The sequence below is a fragment of the Janthinobacterium sp. SUN033 genome (assembly GCF_030397595.1).
Lineage (GTDB): Bacteria > Pseudomonadota > Gammaproteobacteria > Burkholderiales > Burkholderiaceae_D > Janthinobacterium > Janthinobacterium kumbetense.
On the sequence record NZ_JAPQNV010000002.1, the window covers coordinates 236,682 to 262,164 of the forward strand.

Annotated in this window: 15 protein-coding genes and 1 tRNA gene; 6 read left to right on the top strand and 10 right to left on the bottom strand. The window is 62.6% G+C overall.

Translation table 11 applies throughout. The features are described 5' to 3' along the window. Positions 1-11: 11 nt before the first annotated feature. The gene (locus OX460_RS09715; RefSeq protein WP_289898535.1) at positions 12-6,980 is read right to left on the bottom strand and encodes an IPT/TIG domain-containing protein; all 6,969 of its coding nucleotides are present in this window, start codon (positions 6,978-6,980) and stop codon (positions 12-14) included. A 275-nt stretch (positions 6,981-7,255) separates the two neighbouring features. On the opposite strand from OX460_RS09715, the gene OX460_RS09720 reads away from it, so the two are divergent. Genes OX460_RS09720 through OX460_RS09730 form a run of 3 tightly spaced genes read left to right on the top strand, consistent with a single transcriptional unit; the run spans position 7,256 to position 8,902 of the window. Further along, positions 7,256-7,756 (top strand): tail fiber protein, encoded by a 501-nt coding sequence (locus OX460_RS09720; RefSeq protein WP_285817164.1) that lies wholly within the window; start codon positions 7,256-7,258, stop codon positions 7,754-7,756. Between the two features lie 30 nt (positions 7,757-7,786). After that, positions 7,787-8,320: a tail fiber protein gene (locus OX460_RS09725; protein ID WP_251350471.1), complete on the top strand. Its 534-nt coding sequence runs from the start codon at positions 7,787-7,789 to the stop codon at positions 8,318-8,320. Positions 8,321-8,368: 48 nt separating this feature from the next. Then, positions 8,369-8,902 (top strand): tail fiber protein, encoded by a 534-nt coding sequence (locus OX460_RS09730; protein WP_251350470.1) that lies wholly within the window; start codon positions 8,369-8,371, stop codon positions 8,900-8,902. A gap of 73 nt (positions 8,903-8,975) precedes the next feature. Here OX460_RS09730 and OX460_RS09735 read toward each other — a convergent pair whose 3' ends face one another. Beyond that, positions 8,976-9,266, bottom strand: a complete 291-nt coding sequence (locus tag OX460_RS09735) for a hypothetical protein (protein WP_152281270.1) — start codon at positions 9,264-9,266, stop codon at positions 8,976-8,978. A gap of 182 nt (positions 9,267-9,448) precedes the next feature. Continuing rightward, positions 9,449-11,461 (bottom strand): S9 family peptidase, encoded by a 2,013-nt coding sequence (locus OX460_RS09740; protein ID WP_289898536.1) that lies wholly within the window; start codon positions 11,459-11,461, stop codon positions 9,449-9,451. A 1,045-nt stretch (positions 11,462-12,506) separates the two neighbouring features. Between OX460_RS09740 and OX460_RS09745 the strand changes: the two genes are divergently transcribed. Then, entirely contained in the window at positions 12,507-12,788 is a 282-nt protein-coding gene (locus OX460_RS09745) for a hypothetical protein (protein WP_251350468.1), read from the top strand. Positions 12,789-12,816: 28 nt separating this feature from the next. Here the strand turns inward: OX460_RS09745 and OX460_RS09750 are convergent, their stop codons facing one another. The 6 genes from OX460_RS09750 to OX460_RS09775 all read right to left on the bottom strand — a co-directional run bounded on the left by OX460_RS09750 (position 12,817) and on the right by OX460_RS09775 (position 19,946). Next, positions 12,817-13,068 (bottom strand): hypothetical protein, encoded by a 252-nt coding sequence (locus OX460_RS09750; RefSeq protein WP_251350467.1) that lies wholly within the window; start codon positions 13,066-13,068, stop codon positions 12,817-12,819. 315 nt (positions 13,069-13,383) lie between these two features. Continuing rightward, positions 13,384-13,460: transfer RNA gene (locus OX460_RS09755), tRNA-Pro, on the bottom strand. Positions 13,461-13,562: 102 nt separating this feature from the next. After that, complete coding sequence (locus tag OX460_RS09760) at positions 13,563-14,177, bottom strand: TetR/AcrR family transcriptional regulator (RefSeq protein ID WP_099667038.1); 615 nt, start codon at positions 14,175-14,177, stop codon at positions 13,563-13,565. Positions 14,178-14,239: 62 nt separating this feature from the next. Next, positions 14,240-15,688 carry an AdeC/AdeK/OprM family multidrug efflux complex outer membrane factor gene (gene adeC, locus OX460_RS09765; protein ID WP_251350465.1) on the bottom strand — a complete coding sequence of 483 codons (1,449 nt, stop codon included), beginning with the start codon at positions 15,686-15,688 and terminating at the stop codon, positions 14,240-14,242. Between the two features lies 1 nt (position 15,689). Then, on the bottom strand, positions 15,690-18,854 hold the full coding sequence (locus OX460_RS09770) for an efflux RND transporter permease subunit (RefSeq protein WP_251350464.1): 3,165 nt from the start codon (positions 18,852-18,854) through the stop codon (positions 15,690-15,692). A 15-nt stretch (positions 18,855-18,869) separates the two neighbouring features. Continuing rightward, entirely contained in the window at positions 18,870-19,946 is a 1,077-nt protein-coding gene (locus tag OX460_RS09775; protein WP_289898537.1) for an efflux RND transporter periplasmic adaptor subunit, read from the bottom strand. Between the two features lie 557 nt (positions 19,947-20,503). On the opposite strand from OX460_RS09775, the gene OX460_RS09780 reads away from it, so the two are divergent. Beyond that, positions 20,504-22,015, top strand: coding sequence for an ATPase domain-containing protein (locus tag OX460_RS09780; RefSeq protein WP_289898538.1), 1,512 nt, complete (start codon positions 20,504-20,506; stop codon positions 22,013-22,015). Between the two features lie 8 nt (positions 22,016-22,023). Next, entirely contained in the window at positions 22,024-23,568 is a 1,545-nt protein-coding gene (locus OX460_RS09785; protein ID WP_289898539.1) for an ATP-binding protein, read from the top strand. Positions 23,569-23,571: 3 nt separating this feature from the next. On the opposite strand, the gene OX460_RS09790 is transcribed toward OX460_RS09785, so the two are convergent. After that, complete coding sequence (locus OX460_RS09790) at positions 23,572-25,458, bottom strand: MFS transporter (RefSeq protein WP_251350461.1); 1,887 nt, start codon at positions 25,456-25,458, stop codon at positions 23,572-23,574. Positions 25,459-25,483 lie beyond the last annotated feature (25 nt).

The window sequence follows — 25,483 nt, forward strand, 5'->3', positions numbered from 1 at the left end:
AGGCTGATTGATTACTTGAGCGGCATGGCGATACCGAACATCACCGACTGGGTACGTCCGCTATCAATGTTCAGATTGCTGTTGTAGTCCAGCGTGATGGTCATGCCGTTCGACAGCAGCAGCTTGACGCCCAGGCCCGCCGTCCAGTTGCCCGTCTGCTGCGGCACCGTGCGGATCACGTACACGGGACCGTCAGCCACCAGGTCGGCATACGCCAGGCGCGCATCATCGGCACCCTGGAACTGGTGGCGGTACTCGAGCCGCGCACGCGGGAACCACGTGCCCAGACCACCGACATAGATACCCTCGGCCCGCACACCCAGCGCGCCGATGCGCGAACGCACCGTCTGCTTGAAGTAGCTCAGGGCGTTGATGCCCGCCGCCTTCTCCGTGTACGGATCGAGCTTGGCCGACATCAGTTCCACGCGGCCATACGGCGACCACATCCAGGTTTCCTGGCGCATCTCGATACCGCCGACGACCGCGCCGAACACTTGCTTGCCGTCGCGTTCGCCCGTGGCGAAACCGCTGCCATCGGTCAAGTAGCGCGACGCGTCGTATTGCAGGGTGCCATAGCCGAGCACGCCGTCAAGGAAGACGCCCTTGCTCGGACGCAGGCTGCCATACACGGCCGCCACGGCGCTGTCGGCCGTGCTGCGGCTGCCGTTCTGGCCCACGTCGCTGCGGTCATGGCTGAAACCGGCGCCCACGCCCAGGGTCGCCAGGTCGCTCAAGCGGTAATCGCCGCCCACGCTCACGCCATTCGTGCGGAAGCGGAAGCCCGTGTCGCGGCCATTCACATAGTGCTGGCCGAAATCGACCGCGCCACCGAGCCACAGCGACAGCGCCTGCTTCTGCGTGTCCGGCTTCTGCGGCATGTCCGGCAAGCCATTCGTTGCCTGGCTGACATCCGTGCCGCCCACCGCCTTATCGCTGCTGAAACCGGCATCGGGCTGGCGCAGGGACGCCTTGCGCATGAACGGTTTCACGGCCGTGCCGAACACGCGGTCCGCTTCCTGCTCTTGCCAGCGCGCCAGCGCCGCCGTCGGATTGCCGCTGTCGTTCGGCGGCGTCAGGCTCAGGCCAAAGTTCGACCGTCCCCAGCCATCGCCATGCAGGCTTTCCAGGCGCTGCGTGAAGTTCGACAGCTGCGCCGTGGCGAAGCGCCGCGCCGCATCGGCTTGCGCCGCTTGCAAGCCGATCACTTCCGGATCGAGCGACGGATCGCGCCGCGCCGTCACGGTCACGTTGACCACGCCCGGCTTCGAGGTGGCAAAGGCATTGCTCAGGGTGTAGCTGACGACGGCCGCGCCGGCAAACTTGCCCGAAGCCGCAAAGCTCAGCTGGTACGACGGCTTGCCGGCCGTGCCCACGTCGCGCACCACCACCTTGCCCGCCTCAGCCGGCGCCACGCTCAGCACATTGGCCGCCGTGAACGGGCCGCCCGTGGCGCCCGCCGTCAGGTCGACCGTCACCGTCAGGCCCGCCACCACCGTGGCGCTCTGGCTGACCACCTGCGGCATCGGATTGACGCTGATGGTCGCTTTCACCGGCGCAGAGGTGCCGAACACGTTCGACACGGTGTAGCCGATGCTGATGTCGCCGCTGGTGTTGATGCCTGGCGTGTAGACGATGTCCATGCCATTGACGACTGCCGTGCCGCTGGCTGGCTGCGTAGTGATGGCCACGGCCGTGAACGGGCCGCCGGTGGCGCCCTGCGTCACCTGCAGGGTCACCGGCGTGCCGGCCAATACCGTCGCCGTCTTGGCGACAGGCACCGGCACCGGTTGCGGCGCCACCGTCACGCTGACCGTGGCCGGCGCGGAGGTGCCGCCTGGACCCGTCGCCGTGTAGCTGAAGCTGTCCGGACCGAAGTAGTTGGCATTCGGCACATACGTCACCTTGAAACTCGCACCGGCGACGGCGCGCGCCATGCGCGCCGAGGCACCGCTCGAGACCACCGTGACGCGCCCGTGCTGCGGCGGCGTGACGATGGTCACGTCCGTGATCGGGCTGCCATCCGTGGAAGCGATGGTCAGGCTCACTTCCTGGTTGGCCGAGGTGGTCGCCGTTTCATTGGGCACCGGTGGCGGCGCCTGGTTCACCTGCAGGGTCAGCGCTTGCTGCACCGTGAACTGGTGCGCGTCCTTCGCCTGCAAGGTGAAGGCGAAGCTGCCCGCCACGGTCGGCGTGCCGCTGACGATGCCGGTCGCCGCATCGAGCGCCAGGCCGGTCGGCAAGGCGCCGCTGCTCAGGGAGTACACGTAAGGCGCAACACCGCCGGCCGCCGTGAATGGCTGGCTATACGCGTCGCCCGCGCGGATCGCCGCCAAACTGGCCGGCGTCAGGGTCAGGGTGGGCGCAGCTACCGTCAGCGTGTAGTTTTTGCTGAGGCTGAATGGTGCCCCCACGCCCGTGCTGCTGTCGGTGACCTTGATGCTGAACGGGAAACTGCCCGCCGCATTCGTCGTGCCGGACAGTACGCCCGTAGCCGTATTCAGGCTCAGGCCCACGGGCAAGGTACCCACCACGGCATAGCTGTACGGCGCCGTGCCGCCCGTCCCCGTCAGGGTCGTGCTGTAGGCCGCTTCCGCCGTCGGATTGGGCAAGCTGGCCGGGTTCAGCGCCAGAACCGCCGAAGCGACGGACAATGTGTAGCTCTTCGTCCCCGTGAATTGACGCGAATCCGTCACTTGCACCACCAGCGCAAAATCGCCAGCCGCCGTGGGCGTGCCGCTCAAGACGCCGCTGGCGTTCGAGCTCATGCCGGCAGGCAGGCTGCCCGTTATCGCGAACGTGTACGGACCGACACCGCCGCTGGCCGTCAGTTGCTGGCTGTACGCGGTGGCAACGGTTGCCCCCGGCAAGCTGGCCGGGGTGACGCCGATGGCCGAGGTCACGGTCAAGGTATACGTTTGCGTTGCCTGGGCATTGACCCCTGCGACCGCGGCTTGCGTCGCGGTGATGGTGCTGGTGCCGGCGCTGACCGGAGTGATGACGCCGGTGCCGCTGACAGTCGCCACGCCCGCGTTCGAGCTGGTATAGCTCAAGGCGCCATAACTGCCGCCCGTCAGGCTGGAGGTCGCCGCATTGCTGAAGTTGTTGCCCAATGGAACGGATGCCGCGGTCGGTGTCGCAAACGTGATGACACCGGTCGGGATATACGTAAATTGGTCCGCCGCGCCGCTGGCGCTGGTGCCGCCAACCGTGGTCACCTTCACGTCCACCACGCCCAGGCTGCCCGATGGACTCGTGGCCGTGATCTGCGTGGCGCCGTTGACGACAAAGCTGCCGGCATTGCTGCCGCCGAATCGCACTGCCGTGGCACCTGTAAAGCCGGTACCGGTGATGACCACGCTGGTGCCGCCGGCGATGGGGCCGAAGGCAGGTGAAATGCCGCTGACTGCCGGCGCCACCACATACGTGAACTGGTCCGCCGCGCTGGTGGCGCTCGTGCCACCGACAGTGGTGACGCGCACGTCCACCGTGCCGGCACCAGCTGGCGCCGTGGCCGTGATCTGCGTGGCGCTATTGACGGTGAAACTCGTCGCCGCCGCACCGCCAAACGTCACTGCCGTCGCGCCGCCAAGGCCCGCGCCGCTGATAACGACACTGCTGCCGCCCGTCGTTGGACCGGAGGCCGGGGAAATACCGCTCACCACCGGCGCCCCCACATACGTGAACTGGTCGTTCGCGCTGGTGGCGCTGGTGCCACCGGTGGTGGTGATGCGCACGTCCACCGTGCCCGTGCCGGCTGGCGCCGTCGCCGTGATCTGCGTGGCGCTGTTGACCGTAAAGCCCACCGCTGCCGTGCCGCCGAACGTCACCGCCGTCGCGCCACTGAAATTCGTGCCGCTGACAGTGACCGTGGTGCCGCCAGTGACCGGGCCGGAGGTGGGCGAAATGCTGCTCACCGCCGGTGCTGCCACGTACGTAAATTGGTCCGCCGCGCTGGTGGCGCTGGTGCCGCCGATGGTGGTGACGCGCACGTCCACCGTGCCCGTGCCGGCTGGCGCCGTCGCCGTGATCTGCGTGGCGCTGTTGACGGTAAAGCCCGCCGCTGCCGTGCCGCCGAACGTCACCGCCGTCGCGCCACTGAAATTCGTGCCGCTGATGGTGACCGTGCTCCCCCCCGCGGCGGGACCGGCCGTGGGCGAAATGCTGCTCACCACCGGTGCGCCCACATACGTGAACTGGTCATTCACGCTGGTGGCGCTCGTGCCACCGGTGGTGGTGATGCGCACGTCCACCGTGCCGGCACCGGCTGGCGCCGTCGCCGTGATCTGCGTGGCGCTGTTGACGGTAAAGCCGGAGGCGGCCGCTCCACCGAACGTCACCGCCGTCGCGCCACTGAGATTCGTGCCGCTGATGGTGACCGTGGTGCCGCCAGCAGCCGGGCCGGAGGTGGGCGAAATACTGCTCACCACCGGTGCCGCCACGTACGTAAATTGGTCCGCCGCGCTGGTGGCGCTGGTGCCGCCGACGGTGGTGATGCGCACGTCCACCGTGCCCGCGCCGGCTGGCGCCGTCGCCGTGATCTGCGTGGCGCTATTGACCGTAAAGCCCGTCGCTGCCGTGGCGCCGAAGGTCACCGCCGTCGCGCCACTGAAATTCGTGCCGCTGATGGTGACCGTGGTGCCGCCGGCAGCCGGGCCGGCAGTAGGCGAAATGCTGCTCACCACCGGTACTGCCACGTACGTAAATTGGTCCGCCGCGCTGGTGGCGCTCGTGCCGCCGATGGTGGTGATGCGCACGTCCACCGTGCCCGCGCCGGCTGGCGCCGTCGCCGTGATCTGCGTGGCGCTGTTGACGGTAAAGCCGATGGCTGCCGTGCCACCGAACGTCACCGCCGTCGCGCCACTGAAATTCGTGCCGCTGACGGTGACCGTGCTACCGCCTGCGATGGGGCCAGCAGTAGGCGACAGGCTCGTCACCGTCGGCACCGCCACGTAGGTAAATTGATCGGCCGCGCTGGTGGCGCTGGTGCCGCCCGACGTGGTCACGCGCACATCCACCGTGCCCGTGCCGGCTGGCGCCGTCGCCGTGATCTGCGTGGCGCTGTTGACCGTAAAGCCGATGGCGGCAGTAGCGCCGAATCTCACCGCCGTCGCGCCACTGAAATTCGTGCCGCTGATGGTGACCGTGCTCCCCCCCACGACAGGACCGGCCGTGGGCGAAATGCTGCTCACTACCGGTGCTGCCACGTAGGTGAATTGGTCCGCAGCGCTGGTGGCGCTGGTACCGCCGACCGTCGTGACGCGCACGTCCACCGTGCCCGTGCCGGCTGGCGCCGTCGCCGTGATCTGCGTGGCGCTGTTGACCGTGTAGCCGGTCGCCGCCGTGGCGCCGAAGGTCACCGCCGTCGTGGTGGAAAAGTTCGTGCCACTGATGACGACCGTGGCGCCGCCGCCTGCCGGCCCCGCAGTGGGCGAAATGCTCGTCACTGTCGGCAACGCCACAAAGGTGTACTGGTCGTTCGCGCTGGTGGCGCTGGTGCCGCCGGCTGTCGTGACGCGCACATCCACCGTGCCCGTACCGGCTGGCGCCGTCGCCGTGATCTGCGTGGCGCTGTTGACCGTGTAGCCGGTCGCCGCCGTCGCGCCGAAGGTCACCGCCGTCGCGCCGGTAAAGTTCGAGCCGTTGATGGTGACCGTGGTGCCGCCACCGCCTGGTCCTGCCGTCGGCGAAATACTGGTGATCGCTGGTGCCGGAACATAGGTGAACTGGTTTGACGGATCGGCGGCGTTGGTGCCGCCCGGCGTCGTGACGAATACGTTCACGACACCGGTGCCGGCTGGCGACGTGGCGGTGATGGTCGTGGAATTGAGCACGGTAACGCTGAGGCCATTGTTGCTGCCGAATTTGAGCGCCGTAGCGCCGGTAAAGCCGGTACCGGTAATGGTGACGGCGGTGCCGCCGCTAACCGGACCGAGCGCCGGCGATACGCCGGTGACGGCAGGCGGCGGCTGGGCGTTGATCACCAGGGAATAGCTTCTGGACGTGTTGTATGGTCCGTTGCCGCCCGTGCTGTCCGTCGATTTCATCACAAAGTTGTAGGTGCCCAAGGCACCGGGCGTGCCCGAGAGCAAGCCGCTGCCCGACAGGGTGAGGCCCGCCGGCAGGCTGCCCGACTCCACCACATACGTAAAGGGCCCGGTGCCGTTCGCGGTCGACATCTGCTGGCTGTAGGGCACCGACAACCCGCCGGCCGCCAGCACGGTGGGCGTGATGCTCAGGGTGGGCACGGCGATCGACACGGAGTAATTCTTGGTGACGGTCAGCGGCGTGCCTGAGGTCGAGTCGGTCACCTTGATGCCGAACACATAGGCGCCGGTCGCCGTCACGGTGCCGGAAATCACGCCGCTGGACGACACGGTAATGCCAGGTGGCAACGCACCAGAGACAAGCGCGTAGTTGTAAGGCGCGACACCGCCGGTCGACGACATCGCCTGGCTGTACGCCACGCCAATCACGGGCGCCGATATGCTGCCCGGTGTCACGGTGAAGGCTGCCGCAGGGGGCAGGACGGTCACCGTAAAAGTCACCGCCTTGCTGTCTTCATCCCACAGGACAAAGCTGTCGGACAGCGCCCCGTCGCCATTATTGATGTAGGTCGCAATACCGGTACCGTTATTGACGAGACCGGTAATCGTGCCATGCAGGGCCGTCGCGCCATTGTCCGTCAGGCCAAATGAGCTACACAGCGACAAATCGATGACATAGGAGTCGCCTGATGCGACGGTAAAACTCCTCTGATTGGGAATACATTTCGTGCTCGGATCGCCGTTGGCTGCCTGCGCCGGGCCTGCGCCAAGCGCCAGCATCAGCAGGCACAGCGCAACGCAGCAATGCAGAAAACGGCCAAACGCTGATGCCAGGCCTACCCGGTGAGCCGCTGCCGGCCCTCGAATTCCTGCGACAAAAGCAAGGAACAAAAAATGTGCCGGACGGGCGACGATATCGTTGCAAATACGCAACATGATTTCTCCAATACAGAGTTTTTTAGTCAAAAAGAACCATGGATTCAGGCTGCAAGCGATCCCTATTCAGGGCTCTTCCATAGAGCCAACAGATGTTGACGCTTGCCATACGACAACGTATGCTACCTCGAGTTTTCAATAAAGTAACTATAACAAAAAGGGTTTTTCAAAAAACAATATTGATTGCAAATGGAAAATATTATTTCTTTAACATTCAATAGCATTCCAACAGCGGGAGAACGATGATGGCTGAAGTGTATTTGGGACAAATCATGATGAGCGGATTTGCGTTTGCACCGCGTGGATTTGCAGCATGTAACGGGCAATTGCTGCCAATTACGCAGAATCAGGCACTGTTTGCCCTGTTGGGTACCTTTTACGGGGGGAACGGCACGACCAACTTTGCATTGCCAAATTTACAAGGCAGCACCCCTGTCGGCTCGGGCAGTTCGGTGGACGCTTCCTGGCAACCCGTCCCCTACCAGGTCGGCGCCCGTAACGGCGCGGAAGCTATCACTTTGACACTGAGTCAGATTCCACCGCATACGCACGCGGCCAATGCGCTGACCACGCCAGGCACTACAAAGAACCCGACCAACACCCTGTATGGCGGCAGCGGCACGGAAGCCATCTATGGCACGGCAGGCCCGCAAGTGCCCTTGAACAACCTGGTCCTGGCCCAGACGGGCGGCAGCCTGCCGCATAACAATATGCAGCCCTTCCAGGTACTCAATTTCAATATCGCCCTGAACGGCGTCTTCCCATCGCGCAACTAACATGCCAGCCACTTCCCACGGAGCAAAGTCATGACTACACCTTATGTCGGCGAGATCCGCCTGTTTTCCTTTCCCCGCATACCGCAAGGCTGGTTTGCCTGCGACGGCAGCCTGAAGTCCATCGCCAATAACGAGGTGCTATATACCCTGCTGGGCACCACCTATGGCGGCGACGGCGTCAATACATTCGGTGTACCCGACCTGCGCGGCCAGGTGCCCTTGCATCAGGGCACCGGCCCTAGCCTGACACCCCGGGTCATGGGGCAAAAGGGGGGCAGCGAAACGGTGACCTTGCTGCCGACCCAGATGCCTGCGCATACGCACGTCTTCAGTGCGATCAGCACTCTGGCGACGGTCAACACGCCAGGCACCAGCGCACAGCTGGCGGCACCGGTCAATAACGACAAGATGTACACGAGCAGCCTGGCTGGCCTCACGACCTATGACATGGCGCCCGCAGCAACGGGTACTGCCGGCAGCAGCTTGCCGCATGACAACACCATGCCTACCCTGACCGCCTCGTTTTGCATCGCATGGGCAGGTATTTACCCATCCCAACAATAACAGCCAGCACGCAAGCGCAGCCCATAAAATCGATCAGGAGAACCTACCGTGACATCACCATATCTTGGCGAAATACAAGTCTTTGGCTTTAATTTCACCCCTGCCGGGTGGGCAAGCTGTAATGGCGCCACCCTGCAGATCAGGCAATTCAGCGCCCTGTTTTCATTAATCGGCACGCAATATGGCGGCGATGGCGTCAACACCTTCCAGTTGCCCAACTTCACCGGACGCGCGCCCTGCAGCCAGGGCCAGGGGCCAGGCTTGACGCAGCGTGTGATGGGCGAAACGTTCGGCAGCAATACCGTCCAGCTGAATCTCACGGAGATTCCCAACCACACCCATCAACTGACCTTGAGCCGCCAGACCAATGCCACCCTGCAGCGCAACGTGCCGCAAAATGGCGATGGCCTGACCAGCATCACGGGCACGAACGCGTTCGTGCCCGCGGCAACGCCGAACGTCACCTTGTCGCCACTGACCATCGGCAGCGCGGGTGGCGGCCAGGCGCATGAAAATCGCCAGCCCCTGCTGGCGGTAAATTTCTGCATCGCCCTGCAAGGCGAGTTTCCCGCGTTTGATTGAGGCTTGAACGCCCCGGGCAGGCGGCGCCATCGGACTCCCGCCTGGCTCTGCCTGCCCCGCATCAGCGGCATTCTCAGTTGAACACGGCCTGATACAGAAAGCCGTGGTTGTCACGCGCCACCGGCACCAGGAAGATACCCACCTCGCCAAATGCATCATGCTGCAGCTGAAAGATTTTCTGGCTGAAGAGGATGGGGGAACTGTTATGGAATAACAAGCTGAACGGCGCCCGCAACAGGCCTTCCAGCGTGGCCGACGGCAACGGGCGCGCCTCCTTCAGAATGAAAGCGGCATTCCCGTCGCCGACCGAGATAAACGTGTCGTTGACGCGCGCGGCAAAGTGTTCCAGGGTCAATACATTCATCATTGCAGGCATTCCATTTCATGGGCTGTGTAATTGAAGCAATGATTTATTCTAATGGAAGCATTGCCGCTTTTACACAGTTTTTGACATGAACGCCGTCACCACCGCACTCGGCGGCAATGCGTCGGCCAGGGTCATCCGTCCCGGCCGCCTGTGTGTGCCTGCCTCGCGGCTTTCTCCGCCTACCGCATCGCCTCTTCCAGCCCCGGCGCAAACCCGGCGCCATGCTTGACCTGCGCGGTGGACGCCTTCAGCGTGGCGCCGATCGGCTCGGCGCGGCCCGCCAGGCACTGGCCCAGGAAGTTTTCCGTCACCGCATTGAAGGCGATGTTGTTCACGGGCCGGGCAAAGCCATGTCCTTCGTCGGGGAACAGCACGTAGGTGACGGGGATATTCTTCGCCGCCATGGCCGCCACGATCTGGTCCGATTCAGCCACGTTGACGCGCGGGTCGTTCGCGCCCTGGCCGATCAGCAGCGGGCGCTGGATATTTTGCGCAAAGTTCAGCGGCGAGCGTTCCTTCAGCAGCGCCTTGCCCTCTTCCGTGGTCGGGTCGCCCATGCGCTTGTAGAACTGCTGCTTGCCCGCTTCCCAGTACGGCGGAATGGTTTGCAGCAAGGTGAACAGGTTCGACGGGCCGACGATGTCGACGCCGCAGGCAAACGTCGTCGGCGTGAACGCCATGCCGGCCAGGGTGGCGTAGCCGCCATACGAGCCGCCCATGATGGCCACCTTGTCGGCCGTCGTCACGCCGCTCTTCACCGCCCATTGCACGGCGTCGAGCAAGTCGTCATGCATCTTGCGGCCCCACTGCAGGTCGCCGGCCGAGATGAATTGCTTGCCGAAGCCCGTCGAGCCCCGGTAATTCACGGACAGCACGGCATAGCCGCGGTTGGCCAGCCATTGATGGTAGCTGTTATAGCCATAGGTATCGCGCGCCCACGGGCCGCCATGCACCAGCAGGACCATCGGCACCGCCTGCGACGGCACGCCGCCGGCGCCCGCCGTCGATGCCTGCGGCAAGGTCAGATAGGAGACCAGGGTCAGGCCGTCGCGCGCCTTGATTTGCTGCGGATACATGGGCACCAATGGCGCGCCTTCCAGCTCGGGCCGCGTCACGTACAACTGCGTGAGCTTTTTGCTCTTGCGGTCGTACAGCCAGCTCGATGCCGGCGCCGTGACGGCATCGACACCCACCAGCCATTTGTCATCGGCGTCCGTGCGCGACGTCACGTTGAACTGGCCCTTGGCATGCTTCTTCAGGAAGGCCAGGTCGGCCTTCAGGTCATCCGTCAGCGGCAGGTATTCGTGCTGCAGATAGTCGACGGAATACGCCTGCACCTTGCCTGTGCGCGTGTCGTACAGGGCGTCGGAAATGTCGGCGCGCGGGTCTTGCGCCACCACCGTGGTCTTGCCGCTGGCCACGTCCTGCGCCAGCAGCGCCGAAGTATTGCGGCCGCGCGAATCGGTCCAATACAAGGTCTTGCCGTCGACCGTAAAGCCCAGCGGCGACGTCGTCTGCGCATCTTCCAGGCCGACCTCGGCCAGCGGCGTGCTCTCGGCCTTGCCGTCCGTGATGCGGAAGTACTGCATGCCGCCATCGGCGCGCGCCTTGCTGGCGATGCGCACGTTGAGCAGCTCATCGGCCACATAGCCGCCATAGCCATCGTTCTGCAGCACCAGGGTCAGCTTGCCGCTGGCCAGGTCCAGGCTGTACACGTCGTGCCAGCGCGCATCGCGGTTATTGATGCCGATCAAGATACGGTCCTTTACCTTGCTGCTGATCTGGATCACGCGCACGCGGGTCTTCTCGAACGGCGTGTAACTGACCTGCTTGCCGCTCACGACATTCACGCCGTACAGCAGGAAGTTTTCATCGCCGCCCTTGTCCTGGATGAACAGCAGGGTGTTCGAATCGGGCGACCAGAAGCTGCTGCGGATGGGACGCACCTTTTCTTCCGTCAGCGGGCGCGCCTGCGCCGGATTGCTGGCCGGCGCCACCCACACATTGAGCACGCCGTCGCGCGGCGCGATCCACGACAGCCACTTGCCATCCGGGCTGATGCGCCCGCCGGACTTGCTGGGATTGCCAAACAGCTTGGCCCGCTCGATCAGCGGCGTGTCATTGACAGGAGCTTGGGCGTGCGCCGGCAGTGCGCTGGCGAACAACAGGACAGGCAGGACATAGCGAATCATGGACACCTCATGGTTGATGAATGAAGGGAAACTTCACACGTGCATGTGCCAGCACATCATAGGCCAAAGCCGTATTGCCAGGTTGACTACGCGACAGGGGACGAAAATCGGGGAACAGGAGGGTGGAAACGGGAGATGAAAGGCACAGCAGATGATGCATGCTGTCATGGCGACGGCGCACAAAAAGAAAAAGGCCACTCCGAAGAGTGGCCTAAGTCCTTGAATCCAATGGTCGGGGCGAGAAGATTCGAACTTCCGACCCCATGCACCCTACACGACGACACCAAGCCGTAACCCGCATGGACGCTATATAGAGAGTGGGGCATATAATATACAGTACGTTCCAACAGGTATTCAAGCCCGCATGTCGCGGTGTTTTTTCTGCAAAAATCATACATTTTCGCCCCCGTTTTTTCTCGCAGCTTCCCATCCCATGCTCACTGCCGGATGATGCCAGTGGCTCATCGCTCCTTGAAATGACTGGCAGACTCCAGTTTTCAAGTCGTCAGAATATTCATTCCATATCAGTAGTCTAGCGTAGCTCGAAAATCGCCTCCACTATCAACAACATAACTTTATCTGATGATATGGCGCAATTTCGCGCATCAACCATAAGGTTCCATTTCATCGACACAGCCATAAGTTACTTACTTTTGAGGAAGTCGTAGATAGAAACAATCATTCCGAAAAAAAATACCACAAAACCAAGCTTTGCAAATAAATCAAAAAAATAATTTCTCGATTCAAAACTCATCAGCACCATTGATCCAGCAATTAAAAAACCACAAAACGTTATCAAGGATCCCCTTTTAATACCTTTATTTTTCATATCAGTTCCAAACAAAATAAAATCCCACTATTTGAAAGCAATAATTCATACAATGAAATTAAAATTCAATGAATTACAAGAAATCAGTCTGAAATACATTTTATTACCATATCGCAACTCCCACATTCCGGCCCGCGGTCAGGTCCCGTGTGCATTTTTCACACGTGACGGAAGTAGATCAGCGACAGCCACGAGGTGCTCTGCTGGATACGGGCCGTGGAAGCGCCCATGCTGGCGGCGATGCATTACGTGCCGGTCAGCAAGGAACTCGCGCTGTGCTACGAAACCGTCGTTAAGGGCTTCCAGGCATACACAGGCCACATCGGCATTTCCATCTCAGCCACTGAAGAGTCCCGCAGGAAAACCGGCGAAGCACGCAAATTGCTGCTCTTGCCGGATCAGGTCAACACCACCGTCAATGGCAGCGCCACGGTGGTGAGTAGCGGGCCTAGCCGTAAAATCACGTGCTTTTCTCATGAGGTCGATCTAACTCTATGACTGCTCCTGGCCGGTTTCAGCCTTATATTTATTGCCAACGGATTTCCCATCCAGTCTCGGCAATAAACTGAGACACGTCACTCAAAGTCTCCACCCATGAATCAAAAGCACTATTGGGATTTGGACCACCACGACCACCCCACCATTCAAAGATGAAATAGCCTCCTGTTTTTTCCGGATCATACTCAACTCGAACCTGATGAGTTGGGTGCTCAGAATTTATGATCGTTCCTGTTGTGTTTATTTTTACCATGCCTATCTCTACTCGACGCGGTTTCATTGTCCTTCATCCGTCCGCTCTTGGCCAATTGTGTTGAAGAAGTCGAGCGGCAACAAGTTCGGGATGTCTCAGACATCCAAGCAGTCGGCACGCGTTCAATAGCAGCGGTTCCGGCCAGTCTAGGCGGGTAAAATTTCTATCTGAATGTCAACGTACCTGCGTTTTTCAACACAATAGGCCGATAGCGGACATCGGCATACGGCAACGAAAATCATACGTGATGTAAACGGAAAAACCCAGCACCGATATTATACAAACGTATAATATACAGTACTGGGTTTCTATACAGCTTGCGCTGTAACTCCTTGAATCTAATGGTCGGGGCGAGAAGATTCGAACTTCCGACCCCATGCACCCCATGCATGTACGCTACCAGGCTGCGCTACGCCCCGACGAGGTGGGAATTATAGCAGAGGCTTTTAGGTTTTTGCCATGCTTTGCGCATGATTCATATCGAACTGCGCAAACTTTTTTGCATGGCCCTGGCAAGCGGCCTATTCGTTCAGCAACAGCGCCGTCAGGACGATGCGGAAGCCCGCGATCAACGGCTCGACTTTCACGTCCGGATTGTGAATGAAGCGCACGGGCAAGCCCTGGTAAATGGCGACGAGGGCATTCAGGCGGCCTTCCAGCATCTCTTCATCGGCCGGCAAGCCGCGCTTGATGCGCGCATCGCGGATGATGGAGAGAAACAACTGGCGCGAGCGCTGGTCCGAGCATTGCAGCATGTCGGCGATCGCCGGATTGCGCGATGCTTCGGCGAAAATTTCCAGCGGCATCATCCACGTTTTCGGGTCCAGCGCTTCGAGCACATGCTCGCCCGCATTGTCGATCACGGCCTGCAGCGGGTCTTCGCGCTGCGCCAGGTCCTGCATCAGGTTCGACACCCGCTCCGTATTCTGCATGACGAAGGCGGCGATGATCGCATCCTTGCTGTCAAAATAATTATAGATGTGGCCCGCGCTCATGCCGGCCGCTTTCGAGATCTCGGCCATGCTGGCGCCGTGGAAGCCGCGGCGGCTGAAACAGCTTTCGGCCGCATCGAGCACCTGCTTGCGCCGCGTGTTGGCGCGCTCGGGATCCGGATGCTTCTTTTCAACTTGGTTCATGATTTTCCAGTAGCGCGCCGGCCCTGCCCTTGCGGGCAAGGCCGGCGTCGGCGTCCCCGTGATTATTGGACGCCGCCAGCCGCCGCGACGGCTGTCTGCTCAGGCTGCCAACCGCCGCCCAGCACCTTGTACAAGGTCACCAGGTTGGTCGATTTGGCCAGGCGCGCCGTGATCAGGCTTTGCTGCGCCGTGTACAGCGCGCGCTGGGCCACCAGGGCGTTCAGGTAGGACTCGGCGCCCTGCTTGTAGCGCGCGTCGTGGATGGTGTAGCTCTTTGTCGACGCCTCGACCAGCGAGACCTGCGATTGCAGGCGCTCGTCGATGGTGCCGCGCTGGGCCAGCGCATCGGACACTTCGCGGAAGGCGACCTGGATCGCCTTTTCGTATTGCGCCACGGAAATTTCACGCTGCACCTTGGCGATATCGAGGTTGGCGCGGTTCACGCCGCCATCGAAGATCGGCAAGCTGATCTGCGGAATGAAACTCCACGTGCCGCTGCCCGCCTTGAACAGGCCCGACAGGTTGTCGCTCAGCGAACCGGCCGTGGCCGTCAGCGAAATGCGCGGGAAGAACGCCGCGCGCGCCGCGCCGATGTTGGCGTTGGCAGCGCGCAAGGTGCGCTCCGCCGCCAGCACGTCGGGACGGCGTTGCAGCACGTCCGACGGCACGCCGGACGGAATGTCCGCCAGGGCCGTCACGGCACCGAACTCGCCTTGCGGCAGCAGGTCGGCCGGCACGGGGCCGCCCACCAGCAGGACGAGCGCGTTTTGATCCAGCGCAACCTGGCTCGTGTAAACCGCCACGTCGGAACGGGCCGACTCGACGCTGGTCTGGGCATCGTACTTGTCCAGGCCGGAAGTCGCACCGGCACTGAAGCGGCGCACGGCCAGGTCATACGACGACTGCTGGCTCTTCAGGGTGTCCTGCGCCACGCGCAGGCGCTGCTGGTCGGCCACCAGGTTCAGATAGGTGCTGGCCACTTCGGCCACCAGGCTGATCTGCTGTGCGCGGCGGGCTTCTTCCGTGCCCAGGTATTGCTCCAGCGCACTGTCGGACAGGCTGCGCACGCGGCCGAAGAAGTCCAGCTCGTACGCCGACACGCCCAGGTTCGCCGTGTACTGGCGGTTGATGGACGCTTCGCCGTTGGCGCTGGCGTTCTTCGGCACGCGGCTGGCCGTCTGGCCGCCGGACGCCGACAGGGTCGGGATCAGCGCGGCGCGTTCGATGCCGTAGGTGGCGCGCGCCTTCTCGATGTTGAGGATCGAGACGCGCAGGTCGCGGTTGTTGGCCAGCGCCAGTTCCAGTACCTGGCGCAGGCGCGCATCGGCAAAGAACTCGCGCCAGGCGACGTCCGCCACCGGCTTGGCGTCGGCGGCGGCCGTGTCGGCCTTGTAGGAAGGGCCCGTCGGCCACGCCGTGGGCGCCGGCGCTGCCGGACGCTCATACGTGGGAGCCAGGCTGCAACCGGCCAGCAAGGCCAGTGCCGCCATGGAGAGTAGCGTTTTTTTCATATTAATGCGCATCCTTAGAAAGCGTGACGGCTGGCGAGCCAGGCGTCGCCGGCGTGGCGGGCGCGTCCGGCTTCGAGAAGAAGCCGCGCACCAGCACAAAGAACACCGGCACGAAGAAGATACCGAGGAACGTGGCCGTCAACATACCGCCCAGCACGCCGATACCGATGGCGTTCTGGCTGCCGGAACCGGCGCCGCTGGAAATAGCCAGTGGCAACACGCCCAGGCCGAAGGCAATCGAGGTCATCAGGATCGGACGCAGACGCAGACGCACCGCATGCAAGGTCGCGTCCAGCAGCGACATGCCCGATTCCTGCATTTCCTTGGCGAATTCAACGATCAGAATCGCATTCTTCGCCGACAGGCCCACCACCGTGAGCAAGCCCACCTGGAAGTACACGTCGTTCGACAGGCCGAAGAACCAGGTGCCCAGCACGGCGCCGATCACGCCCAGCGGTACCACCAGCAGCACGGAGAACGGAATCGACCAGCTTTCATACAGCGCGGCCAGGCACAGGAACACGATCAGCAGCGACAGCGCGTACAGCTGCGGCGTCTGCGAACCGGATTCGCGCTCTTCCAGCGACACGCCGGTCCAGCTGAAGCCGATGCCAGGCGGCAACTTGGCGACCATTTCTTCCATCGCATTCATGGCGGCGCCCGTGCTTTGGCCCGGCGCCGGCGTACCCAGGATCTCTACCGACGGCAAGCCGTTGTAGCGTTCCAGGCGTGGCGACGCGTAAATCCACTTGCCGGTAGCGAAGGCCGAGAACGGCACCATCTGGCCAGCGGTATTGCGCACGAACCACTTGTTCAAGTCTTCCGGCAGCATGCGCGAACTGGCGTCACCCTGGATGAACACTTTCTTCACGCGGCCACGGTCGAGGAAGTCGTTCACATATGAACTACCCCAGCCGACGCTCAGCACGCGGTTGATTTCCGAAATCTGCAAGCCCAGCGCGGTAGCTTTCTGCTGGTCGATGTCGATCTTGTACTGCGGCGTATCTTCCTGGCCGTTCGGGCGCACGCCCACCATGGCCGGATTCTGCGACGCCATGCCCAGCAACTGGTTACGCGCCGCCATCAGAGCGTCATGGCCGACACCGCCGATATCCTGCAGTTGCATGTCGAAACCGGTGGCGTTACCCAGTTCCAGCACGGCAGGCGGTGCAAACGTAAACACCATCGCATCCTTGATCTGCAACAACTTGCCCATGGCGCGACCGGCCACGGCCGGCGCTTTTTGCGCCACGTCCTTGCGCAGCGACCAGTCTTTCAGGCGCACGAAGGCGATACCCGTATTCTGGCCGTTACCGCCGAAGCTGAAACCGGCCACGGCAAACACGGAAGCGACGTTGTCTTTCTCGCTGTTCATGAAGTGGTCTTCGACCTGTTCGATCACTTTCAGGGTGCGCTCTTGCGTGGCGCCCGTCGGCAATTGAATCTGCGTAAACAGGATGCCCTGGTCTTCTTCCGGCAGGAAGGAGGTCGGCAGACGCATGAAGATGAACACCAGGCCGGCCAGCAACAGCACGTACAGCAGCATCGAGCGGGCGCGGTGGCGGATCATGCTGCCGACCAGGCCCTGGTACTTGTTGCTGCTGCTATCGAAGCTGCGGTTGAACCAGCCGAAGAAGCCCTTGTTCGTCGCGTGATGGCCTTTTTCGACCGGTTTCAGCAGGGTGGCGCACAGGGCTGGCGTAAACACCAGCGCGACGACGACGGACAGCACCATCGACGAGACGATCGTGATCGAGAACTGGCGGTAAATCACGCCCGTCGAACCGCCGAAGAAGGCCATCGGCACGAACACGGCCGACAGCACCATGGCGATACCGACCAGCGCGCCCGTGATCTGCGTCATGGACTTGCGCGTCGCTTCCAGCGGCGACAAGCCCTCTTCGCTCATCACGCGCTCGACGTTTTCCACCACCACGATGGCATCGTCGACCAGGAGGCCGATGGCCAGCACCATGGCGAACATGGTCAGCGTATTGATCGAATAGCCAAACGCGTTCAGGATGCCGAAGGTACCCAGCAGCACGACCGGCACGGCCATGGTCGGGATCAGGGTGGCGCGGAAGTTCTGCAGGAACAGATACATCACCAGGAACACCAGGATCACCGCTTCGACCAGGGTTTTGACCACTTCTTCGATGGACAGTTTCACGAACGGGGTCGTGTCGAACGCCACCTGATAGCTCATGCCTTCAGGGAATTGCTTGCTCAGGTTGCCCAGCATGGCTTTCGCCGCATTGGCCGTATCGAGCGCGTTGGCGCCCGTCGCCAGCTTGATCGCCACGCCGGTTGCCGCATGGCCGTTGTAGCGGGCCACGGTATTGTAGTTCTCGCGGCCCAGTTCCATGCTGGCCACGTCCTTCAGGTACACCATGGCGCCGTTGGTCGTGGTTTTCAGCAAGATGGCGCCGAACTGCTCCACCGTTTGCAGACGGCTTTGCGCCGACACGGTCGCGTTCAGCTGCTGGCCCTTGATGGACGGCGTGCCGCCCAGCTCACCGGCCGACACTTCCGCATTCTGCGCCTGCACGGCCGTGATCACGTCCGCCGGGGTCAGGTTAAAGCTTTGCAGCTTGGCCGGATTGAGCCAGATACGCATGGCGTACTGCGAACCGAACAGCGTCACGTCGCCCACGCCGGGCACGCGGCTCAGCGGATCGACGACGTTGGCGGCCACATAGTCGCTCAAGTCGGTCTGGTCCATCTTGCCGTTTTCGGAAATGAAGCCGAACACCATCAGGAAGTTCTTCGTGGCTTTCGACACGACCAAGCCTTGCTGCGTGACAGCCGTCGGCAGCAGTGGCGTAGCCAGCTGCAGCTTGTTCTGTACCTGCACCTGGGCGATGTCGGGATTGGTGCCGCTGGTAAACGTCAGCGTGATGCTGATGCCGCCAGTGGCATCGCTCGACGAAGCCATGTAGCGCAAGCCGTCGATACCCTTCATCTTTTGTTCGATGACCTGGGTAACGGCGTCTTCCACGGTCTTGGCGGAGGCGCCAGGATAGGAGCCGCTGATCGAAATCGACGGCGGAGCAATGCTCGGGTACTGCGCGATCGGCAGGCTGAGGATCGAAATCACGCCGGCAAGCATGATGACGATCGCGACCACCCAGGCAAAAATCGGGCGGTCAATGAAAAAACGGGCCATTAATATTCTCCTGAATTAGTGGGCGCTGGCAGCCGATGCTGCGGCAGAGGCGGCAGCGGCAGGCGCGTCAGCGGCCTTGGCCGGTACGGCAACGGCTGGTGCGCCTGGCTTGACTTTTTGCAAGCCTTCCACGATCACGCGATCGCCTGCGGCCAGGCCGGACGTCACCAGCCAGTTGGTGCCGACGGTGCCGCTGGTGGTCAGCACGCGTTGCTCGACCTTGTTTTCCTTGTTCAGGATCAAGGCGGTTGCCTGGCCCTTCTGGTTGCGCGTCACGCCCACTTGCGGCACGGTGATGGCTTTTTCATCGACGCCCGTTTCCAGCTGGGCACGTACGTACATGCCTGGCAGCAATTCCCCTTTCGGGTTCGGGAACAGCGCGCGCAAGATCACGTTGCCGGTGGTCGGATCGACCGTCACGCCAGCGAACTGCAGCTTGCCCGGTTCGCTGTACTTGCTGCCATCCGGCAAGATCAGGTCGACCTTGGCCTGGCCTTCGCCCACTTTTTTCAGCGAGCCGTCGGCCATCTGGCGCTTCAGGCGCAGCAGGTCGGTGCTCGACTGGGTCACGTCGACATAGATGGGATCGAGTTGCTGCACGGTGGTCAGCGCGTCGGCCTGGCCTGCCGTGACCAGCGCGCCGGCCGTCACGGTCGAGCGGCTGGTGCGGCCGCTGATCGGCGCCGTCACGGTGCTGTATTTCAGGTTGATGTTCGCCGTTTCCAGCGCCGCAGTGGCGGACTCGACGTCTGCCTTGGCTTGCTCGAACGCAGCGACGGCATCGTCATATTCCTGGCGGCTCACGCCTTCGATGGCGACCAGTTCCTTGTAGCGGGACGCTTTCGGACCGGCCGTCAGCAGGTTGGCCTTGGCTTTCGACAGCGCGGCCTTGGCCGAATTATAGGCAGCCTGGTAGGTGGCGGGATCGATCTGATAAAGGGCCGTGCCCGCTTTCACATCGCTGCCTTCGACGAACAGGCGCTTCTGGATCAAGCCGCCGACTTGCGGGCGCACATCGGCGACCTGGTAGGCATTCGTACGGCCGGGCAATTCGGCGCTCATCGGCAACGCGGCCGGATTAACAGTAAACACGACCACCTGTGGCGCTTGCTGCGCGTGAGGTGCTTCCTGTTTTTTACTGCAGCCGGCCATGATTACAGTGGCGCACAGAACGGCAATAGCGCCGCTCGTACGCGGCGACGTCAAGGAAAATGTTGGTTGCATCTTGGACTTTCTGAAAAAGAAGCTGGCTAGTGTCGTTAGAAATGACTAAATTTATTAACGCAGATCAAAGAATGAACGATCATTCTAAAATCGTCAAGCATCGTTACAATTGAAACATAGTAACTATCAAGCGAATTAAATTATCAATGAGGCAATGAAATGAAGGCAGCAACAGCGTCGGCACGCCCGCCAATTCGAACGGGAAGCGGGCCGGCGGCGGCAAAACGGCAAAGCGGGAAAGTTGGATTGAATGATTACTGTAGCAGGGTAATGCGTTTTTTGCTGAAGCCGTGGTCGCGTACGCAACACTGCCTTGCGCGCCCCCCCGCCGGCCACGATGAATATTTACCAATGGTATCGAAAAGACATGCCGCGCCGGACGCGCTAGTATAGTGATCACGGCGTGGCAAAGCGGGGGCGCAACGATGACGGCACAGGCGCGAAACACAGGGCAGCACGATGGCGCGAGCGGCCCGGACGCGCCGCCACTGCTGTCGACGGGGGTCGCCGGCCTCGACACCATCCTCACGGGGGGCTTGCTGGCCGAGCGCCTGTACCTGGTCGAAGGCGTCCCCGGCACGGGCAAGACCACCCTGGCGCTGCAATTTCTGGCCGAGGGTGCGCGCAGCGGCGTGCCCGTGCTGTATATCGCCCTGGCGGAATCCGAGATCGAGCTGCGCGGCGCGGCCCTGTCGCATGGCTGGGACCTGGCCGGCATCGCCATCGAAGAAGTGGCGCCCGGCGACGATATCCTCGACCCCGAGCGCCAGTACACCATCTTCCACCCGTCGGAAATCGAACTGGCCTCGACCAACCAGCGCATCCTCGCCGCCATCGAAAAGCACCGCCCTGCCCGCCTCGTGCTCGATTCGCTGTCCGAACTGCAGTTGCTGGCGGAAAACCCCCTGCGCTACCGGCGCCAGGTCGTGGCGTTGAAACAATACCTGGCCAGCCGGCACTGCACCACCCTGCTGATCGATGACCGTTCCGCGCTGGACGACGGCTTGCAAGTGCGTAGCGTGGCCCATTGCGTCATTTCGCTGGAGCTGCAAAACCAGGCCTACGGCAATGACCGGCGCCGCGTGCGGGTGGTGAAATACCGGGGCGTGCCGTTTCGCAGCGGCACGCACGACTACAAGATCGCCCATGACGGCCTGGTCGTCTTTCCGCGCCTGGTGGCGGCCGACACGCGCCGCGATGGCGACCATCGGCGCCTGTCGAGCGGCGTGCCCGAACTCGACACCATGACAGGGGGCGGCCTGGAAGAAGGCATGAGCACGCTCATTTCCGGCCCGGCCGGCAGCGGCAAGTCCACCCTGGCGGCGCAATTCGTGCACGCGGCCATAACGCGCGGCGAACCGTGCGCCATGTTCCTGTTCGAGGAAGCGCGCAGCAAGCTGCTGAACCGGGCCGACAACGTGGGCATGCGCCTGCAGCCGGCGCTCGATTCCGGCCTGTTGAGTGTGCAGCAAGTCGATCCGGCCGAGCTGACACCGGGAGAATTCGCCCAGGTCGTGGTCGACGCGGCAGAACGGGGCGCCCAGGTCATCGTCATCGATAGCCTGAACGGCTACATGCATGCCGTGCCCGACGAGCGCTTCCAGAGCACCTATCTGCATGAACTGCTCAATTACCTGGGCCAGCGGGGCGTGGCCACCCTGCTCGTCGGCGTGCAGCAAAACATGCTGGGCACCTCGATGACGACCTCGGCCGATGCCAGCTACCTGGCCGACGGCGTCATCATGCTGCGCTATTACGAAACGGAAGGCGAGGTGCGGCAAGCCATTTCCGTCTTCAAGAAACGCGGCAGCGCGCACGAGCGCAGCATCCGCCGCTTCGAGATCAGCCCGCAGGGCATCCGCATCGGCCCGGCCCTGGCCGGCTTTCACGGCATCCTGTCGGGCTTGCCCACCATCGGCGGCACGCCCTTCCCCTAGGAGTTGCCATGGAGCAGCGTATCCTGATCTACGCGCCTGGCGGCCAGGACGCCGCCCTGGCCGCCAGGGTGCTCGCCGGCGAGGCCATCGCCAGCCACGCCTGCCGCTCCGCCGGCGAACTGGCCGAGCAGCTGGCGCTGGGCGCCGGCGGCGTGCTGACGGTGGACGAATCCTTGCCTGCCGGCGTGTACGCCGTGCTCGACGCCTACGCCCGCCAGCAACCGGACTGGTCCGATTTGCCCATCATCCTGCTGACGCACGCGGGCCTCGATTCCCTGCCTTTGCGGCAAGCCGTCGCCACCCTGGGCAACCTGACCCTGCTGGAACGCCCCGTACACATATTGACCCTGATCACCTCGGCCCACGCCATGCTGCGCGCACGCCAGCGCCAGTACCAGGTGCGCGAGACGCAGCGGCGCAAGGACGAATTCCTTGCCAGCCTCGGGCATGAACTGCGCAATCCGCTGGCGCCCATCAAGACCTCGGTGGCCCTGCTCAAGCACCTGTATCCCGCATCGGAGCAGGTCAGCAAGGTCAGCGGCGTGATCGAGCGCCAGGTAACGCACCTGACGCGGCTGGTGGATGACTTGCTCAACGTGGCGCGCATCACCAGCGGCAAGGTACTGCTGCAGCGAGAAAACATTGATTTACAGCAAGTACTCGACCATGTGATCGAACTGTGCCAGCCCGCGGCCGACAGCCGGCACATCAGCATCACGCAGACGTTGCCGCCGCATGCCGTGACCTTGCACGCCGACTATGCCAGGGTGGTGCAGATCTTTGCCAATATCGTGTCGAATGCCGTGAAGTTCACGCCGGAGGGCGGCCACATCCACATGACGGCGCGCCTGGCGCAAGGCTTGCTGCAGGTGACGGTCGAAGACAATGGCATCGGCATCGAGCCGGACGCCATCCCGCGCATCTTTTCCATGTTTGAACAGGGGCGCACGGTAGAAGGCCAGATGGCCAGCGGCCTGGGCATCGGCCTGAGCCTGGCGCGCCAATTTACCGAGATGCATGGCGGCAACATCGAAGCGTACAGCGACGGCCCCGGCCGCGGCAGCCGCTTCATCGTCACCTTGCCCGCCAGCGCCGGCGACGCCCAGGCAGCCGCCCCGGCCACGCCGGCGGCCGCCCGCAGCGAGTCGCCCGCCGGCGCTGGCCAACCCGTGCAAGTGCTGGTGGTGGACGACAACCTCGATGCGGCCGATGCCTTGCAAAGCCTGTTCCAGCTCGAGGGCTATGCCGCCAGTGTCGCGTATGGCGGCGCGCAAGCCCTGGCGGCCGTCGACATGGCATGGCCGCAACTGGTCGTGATGGACCTGGGCATGCCGGACATGGATGGTTATGAGGCGGCGCGCCAGATACGCCAGCGTGCGCAGGGGCGCGAAGTGCTGCTGATCGCCCTGACGGGCTGGGGAGAGGCGCGCTCACGCACGGAACAAGCCGGTTTCGACCATCACCTGACGAAACCGGTGGACTTCGCCGCCATCGCCGCCCTGCTGGAACAGCGCCTGGCGCGGCAGACGGGAGCAGCTACGCGGACAAAATAGCGTTTATTTCCACTTGCCGCGCAATTCCTGCACCTTTTGCTGCAACAGTTCCGGCGTGGCGGCCTCGGGCGCCACGGGCATGCCCACGGCCAGCGACAGGCGCGAGCGCAAGCCCGCCTTGAAGGCGCGCTCGAACAAATGGCCATTGCGATGGCTCAACAGATGTCCCCACAAGCCGCGCAGCGCCAGCGGAATCACGGGCACCTTGCTGCGCTCGACGATTTTCGCGATGCCGCCCTTGAATTCGCTGATCTGGCCCGTGCGCGTCAGCTTGCCTTCGGGGAAGATGCACACCAGTTCTCCCTCGTGCAGCGCTTGCGCGATATCAATGAAAGCCTTTTCCATTAGGAAAGGATCTTCCTTGGCCGGCGCGATGGGAATCGCCTTGGCCGTGCGGAAAATCCAGCCCATCAGCGGCATCTTGAAGATGCGGTGGTCCATGACGAAACGGATGGGGCGGGGGCTGGCCGCCATGATGACGATGGCGTCCACATAGCTGACGTGGTTGCACACCAGCACGGCCGCCCCTTCCGTCGGGATGCGCTCGCCATCGACGACTTTCACGCGGTGCACAGTCTGTATCAGTATCCACGCGAGGAAACGCATGAGGAATTCCGGCACCAGCGAGAAGATGTAGGCCGCCACCAGCGCATTCAGGATGGCCGTGACGAGGAACAATTGCGGAATCGTAAACCCCTGGCCCAGCAGCACGATGGCCACGCCGGCGGCCGCCACCATGAACAGGGCGTTCAGGATATTCATGCCGGCAATCGTGCGCGAAATGTGTTTCGGGTCGCAGCGCGTCTGGATCAGCGCGAACAGGGGCACGATGAAGAAGCCGCCGAAGACGCCGATCATGACGATATCGAGCAAGATGCGCGGCACGCCGGCCTGGCTGACGAACGCCAGCGCATCGACCACTTGCGTATTCGCATACGCATTGCTGGCGAAATACAGGTCGATGCCGAACAGCGACAGGCCGATGGAACCGAACGGCACCAGGCCGATTTCGATCTTGTGGCCGGACAGGCGTTCGCACAGCAAGGAACCCGTGCCGATGCCGACGGAAAACACGGTCAGCAGCAGCACGAACACGCTGTGGTCGCCATGCAGGAAATCCTTCGAATACACGGGGAACTGCGCCAGGATCAGGGCGCCATAGAACCAGAACCAGGAGTTGCCCAGCATGGCCAGGAAGACGGGACGGTTCTTGCGCGAAAAATTCAGGTTGCGGAACGATTCGGCGACGAAATTCAGGCTCACCTTCAAGTCCGGCTCGGGCGCCGGCGTGCGCGGCACGCGGTAGCTGGCGATGAGGCCGAAGACGGCCACGGCAATCGTCGCGCCCGCCACCAGTTCCACGCCCAGCGGCTTGTGCACGATCAACACGGCGCCGAGGATTTCGCCCAATAAAATGCCGACAAAGGTGCCCATCTCGATCAGACCATTGCCGCCGACCAGTTCCTCGGGTTTGAGCTGCTGCGGCAGGTAGGCATACTTGACGGGGCCGAACAGGGTCGAATGCACGCCCATGCCCACGACGGCGGCCACCAGCAGCCACAGGGTATGCGTCATCCAGCCTGCGGCGGCCACGGCCATGATGGCCAGTTCCATCCATTTCACGAAACGGGCCAGGCCCGCCTTTTCGAATTTGTCGGCCAGCTGGCCTGCCGTGGCTGAAAACACGACGTAGGGCAGGATGAACAGGCCGGGAATCAGGTTGGTGATGGTGGACGGGTCGAGCGTGGTCCAGCTCAGCGCATCGTAGGCGAGGATCACCATCAAGGCCGTCTTGAACAGATTGTCGTTGAAGGCGCCAAAGAACTGGGTCCAGAAGAAGGGCCCGAAACGGCGCTGCGACAATAAGGAAAACTGGCTGCTTTGACTCATGGCATAGGGAACTGGCAATTAAGGA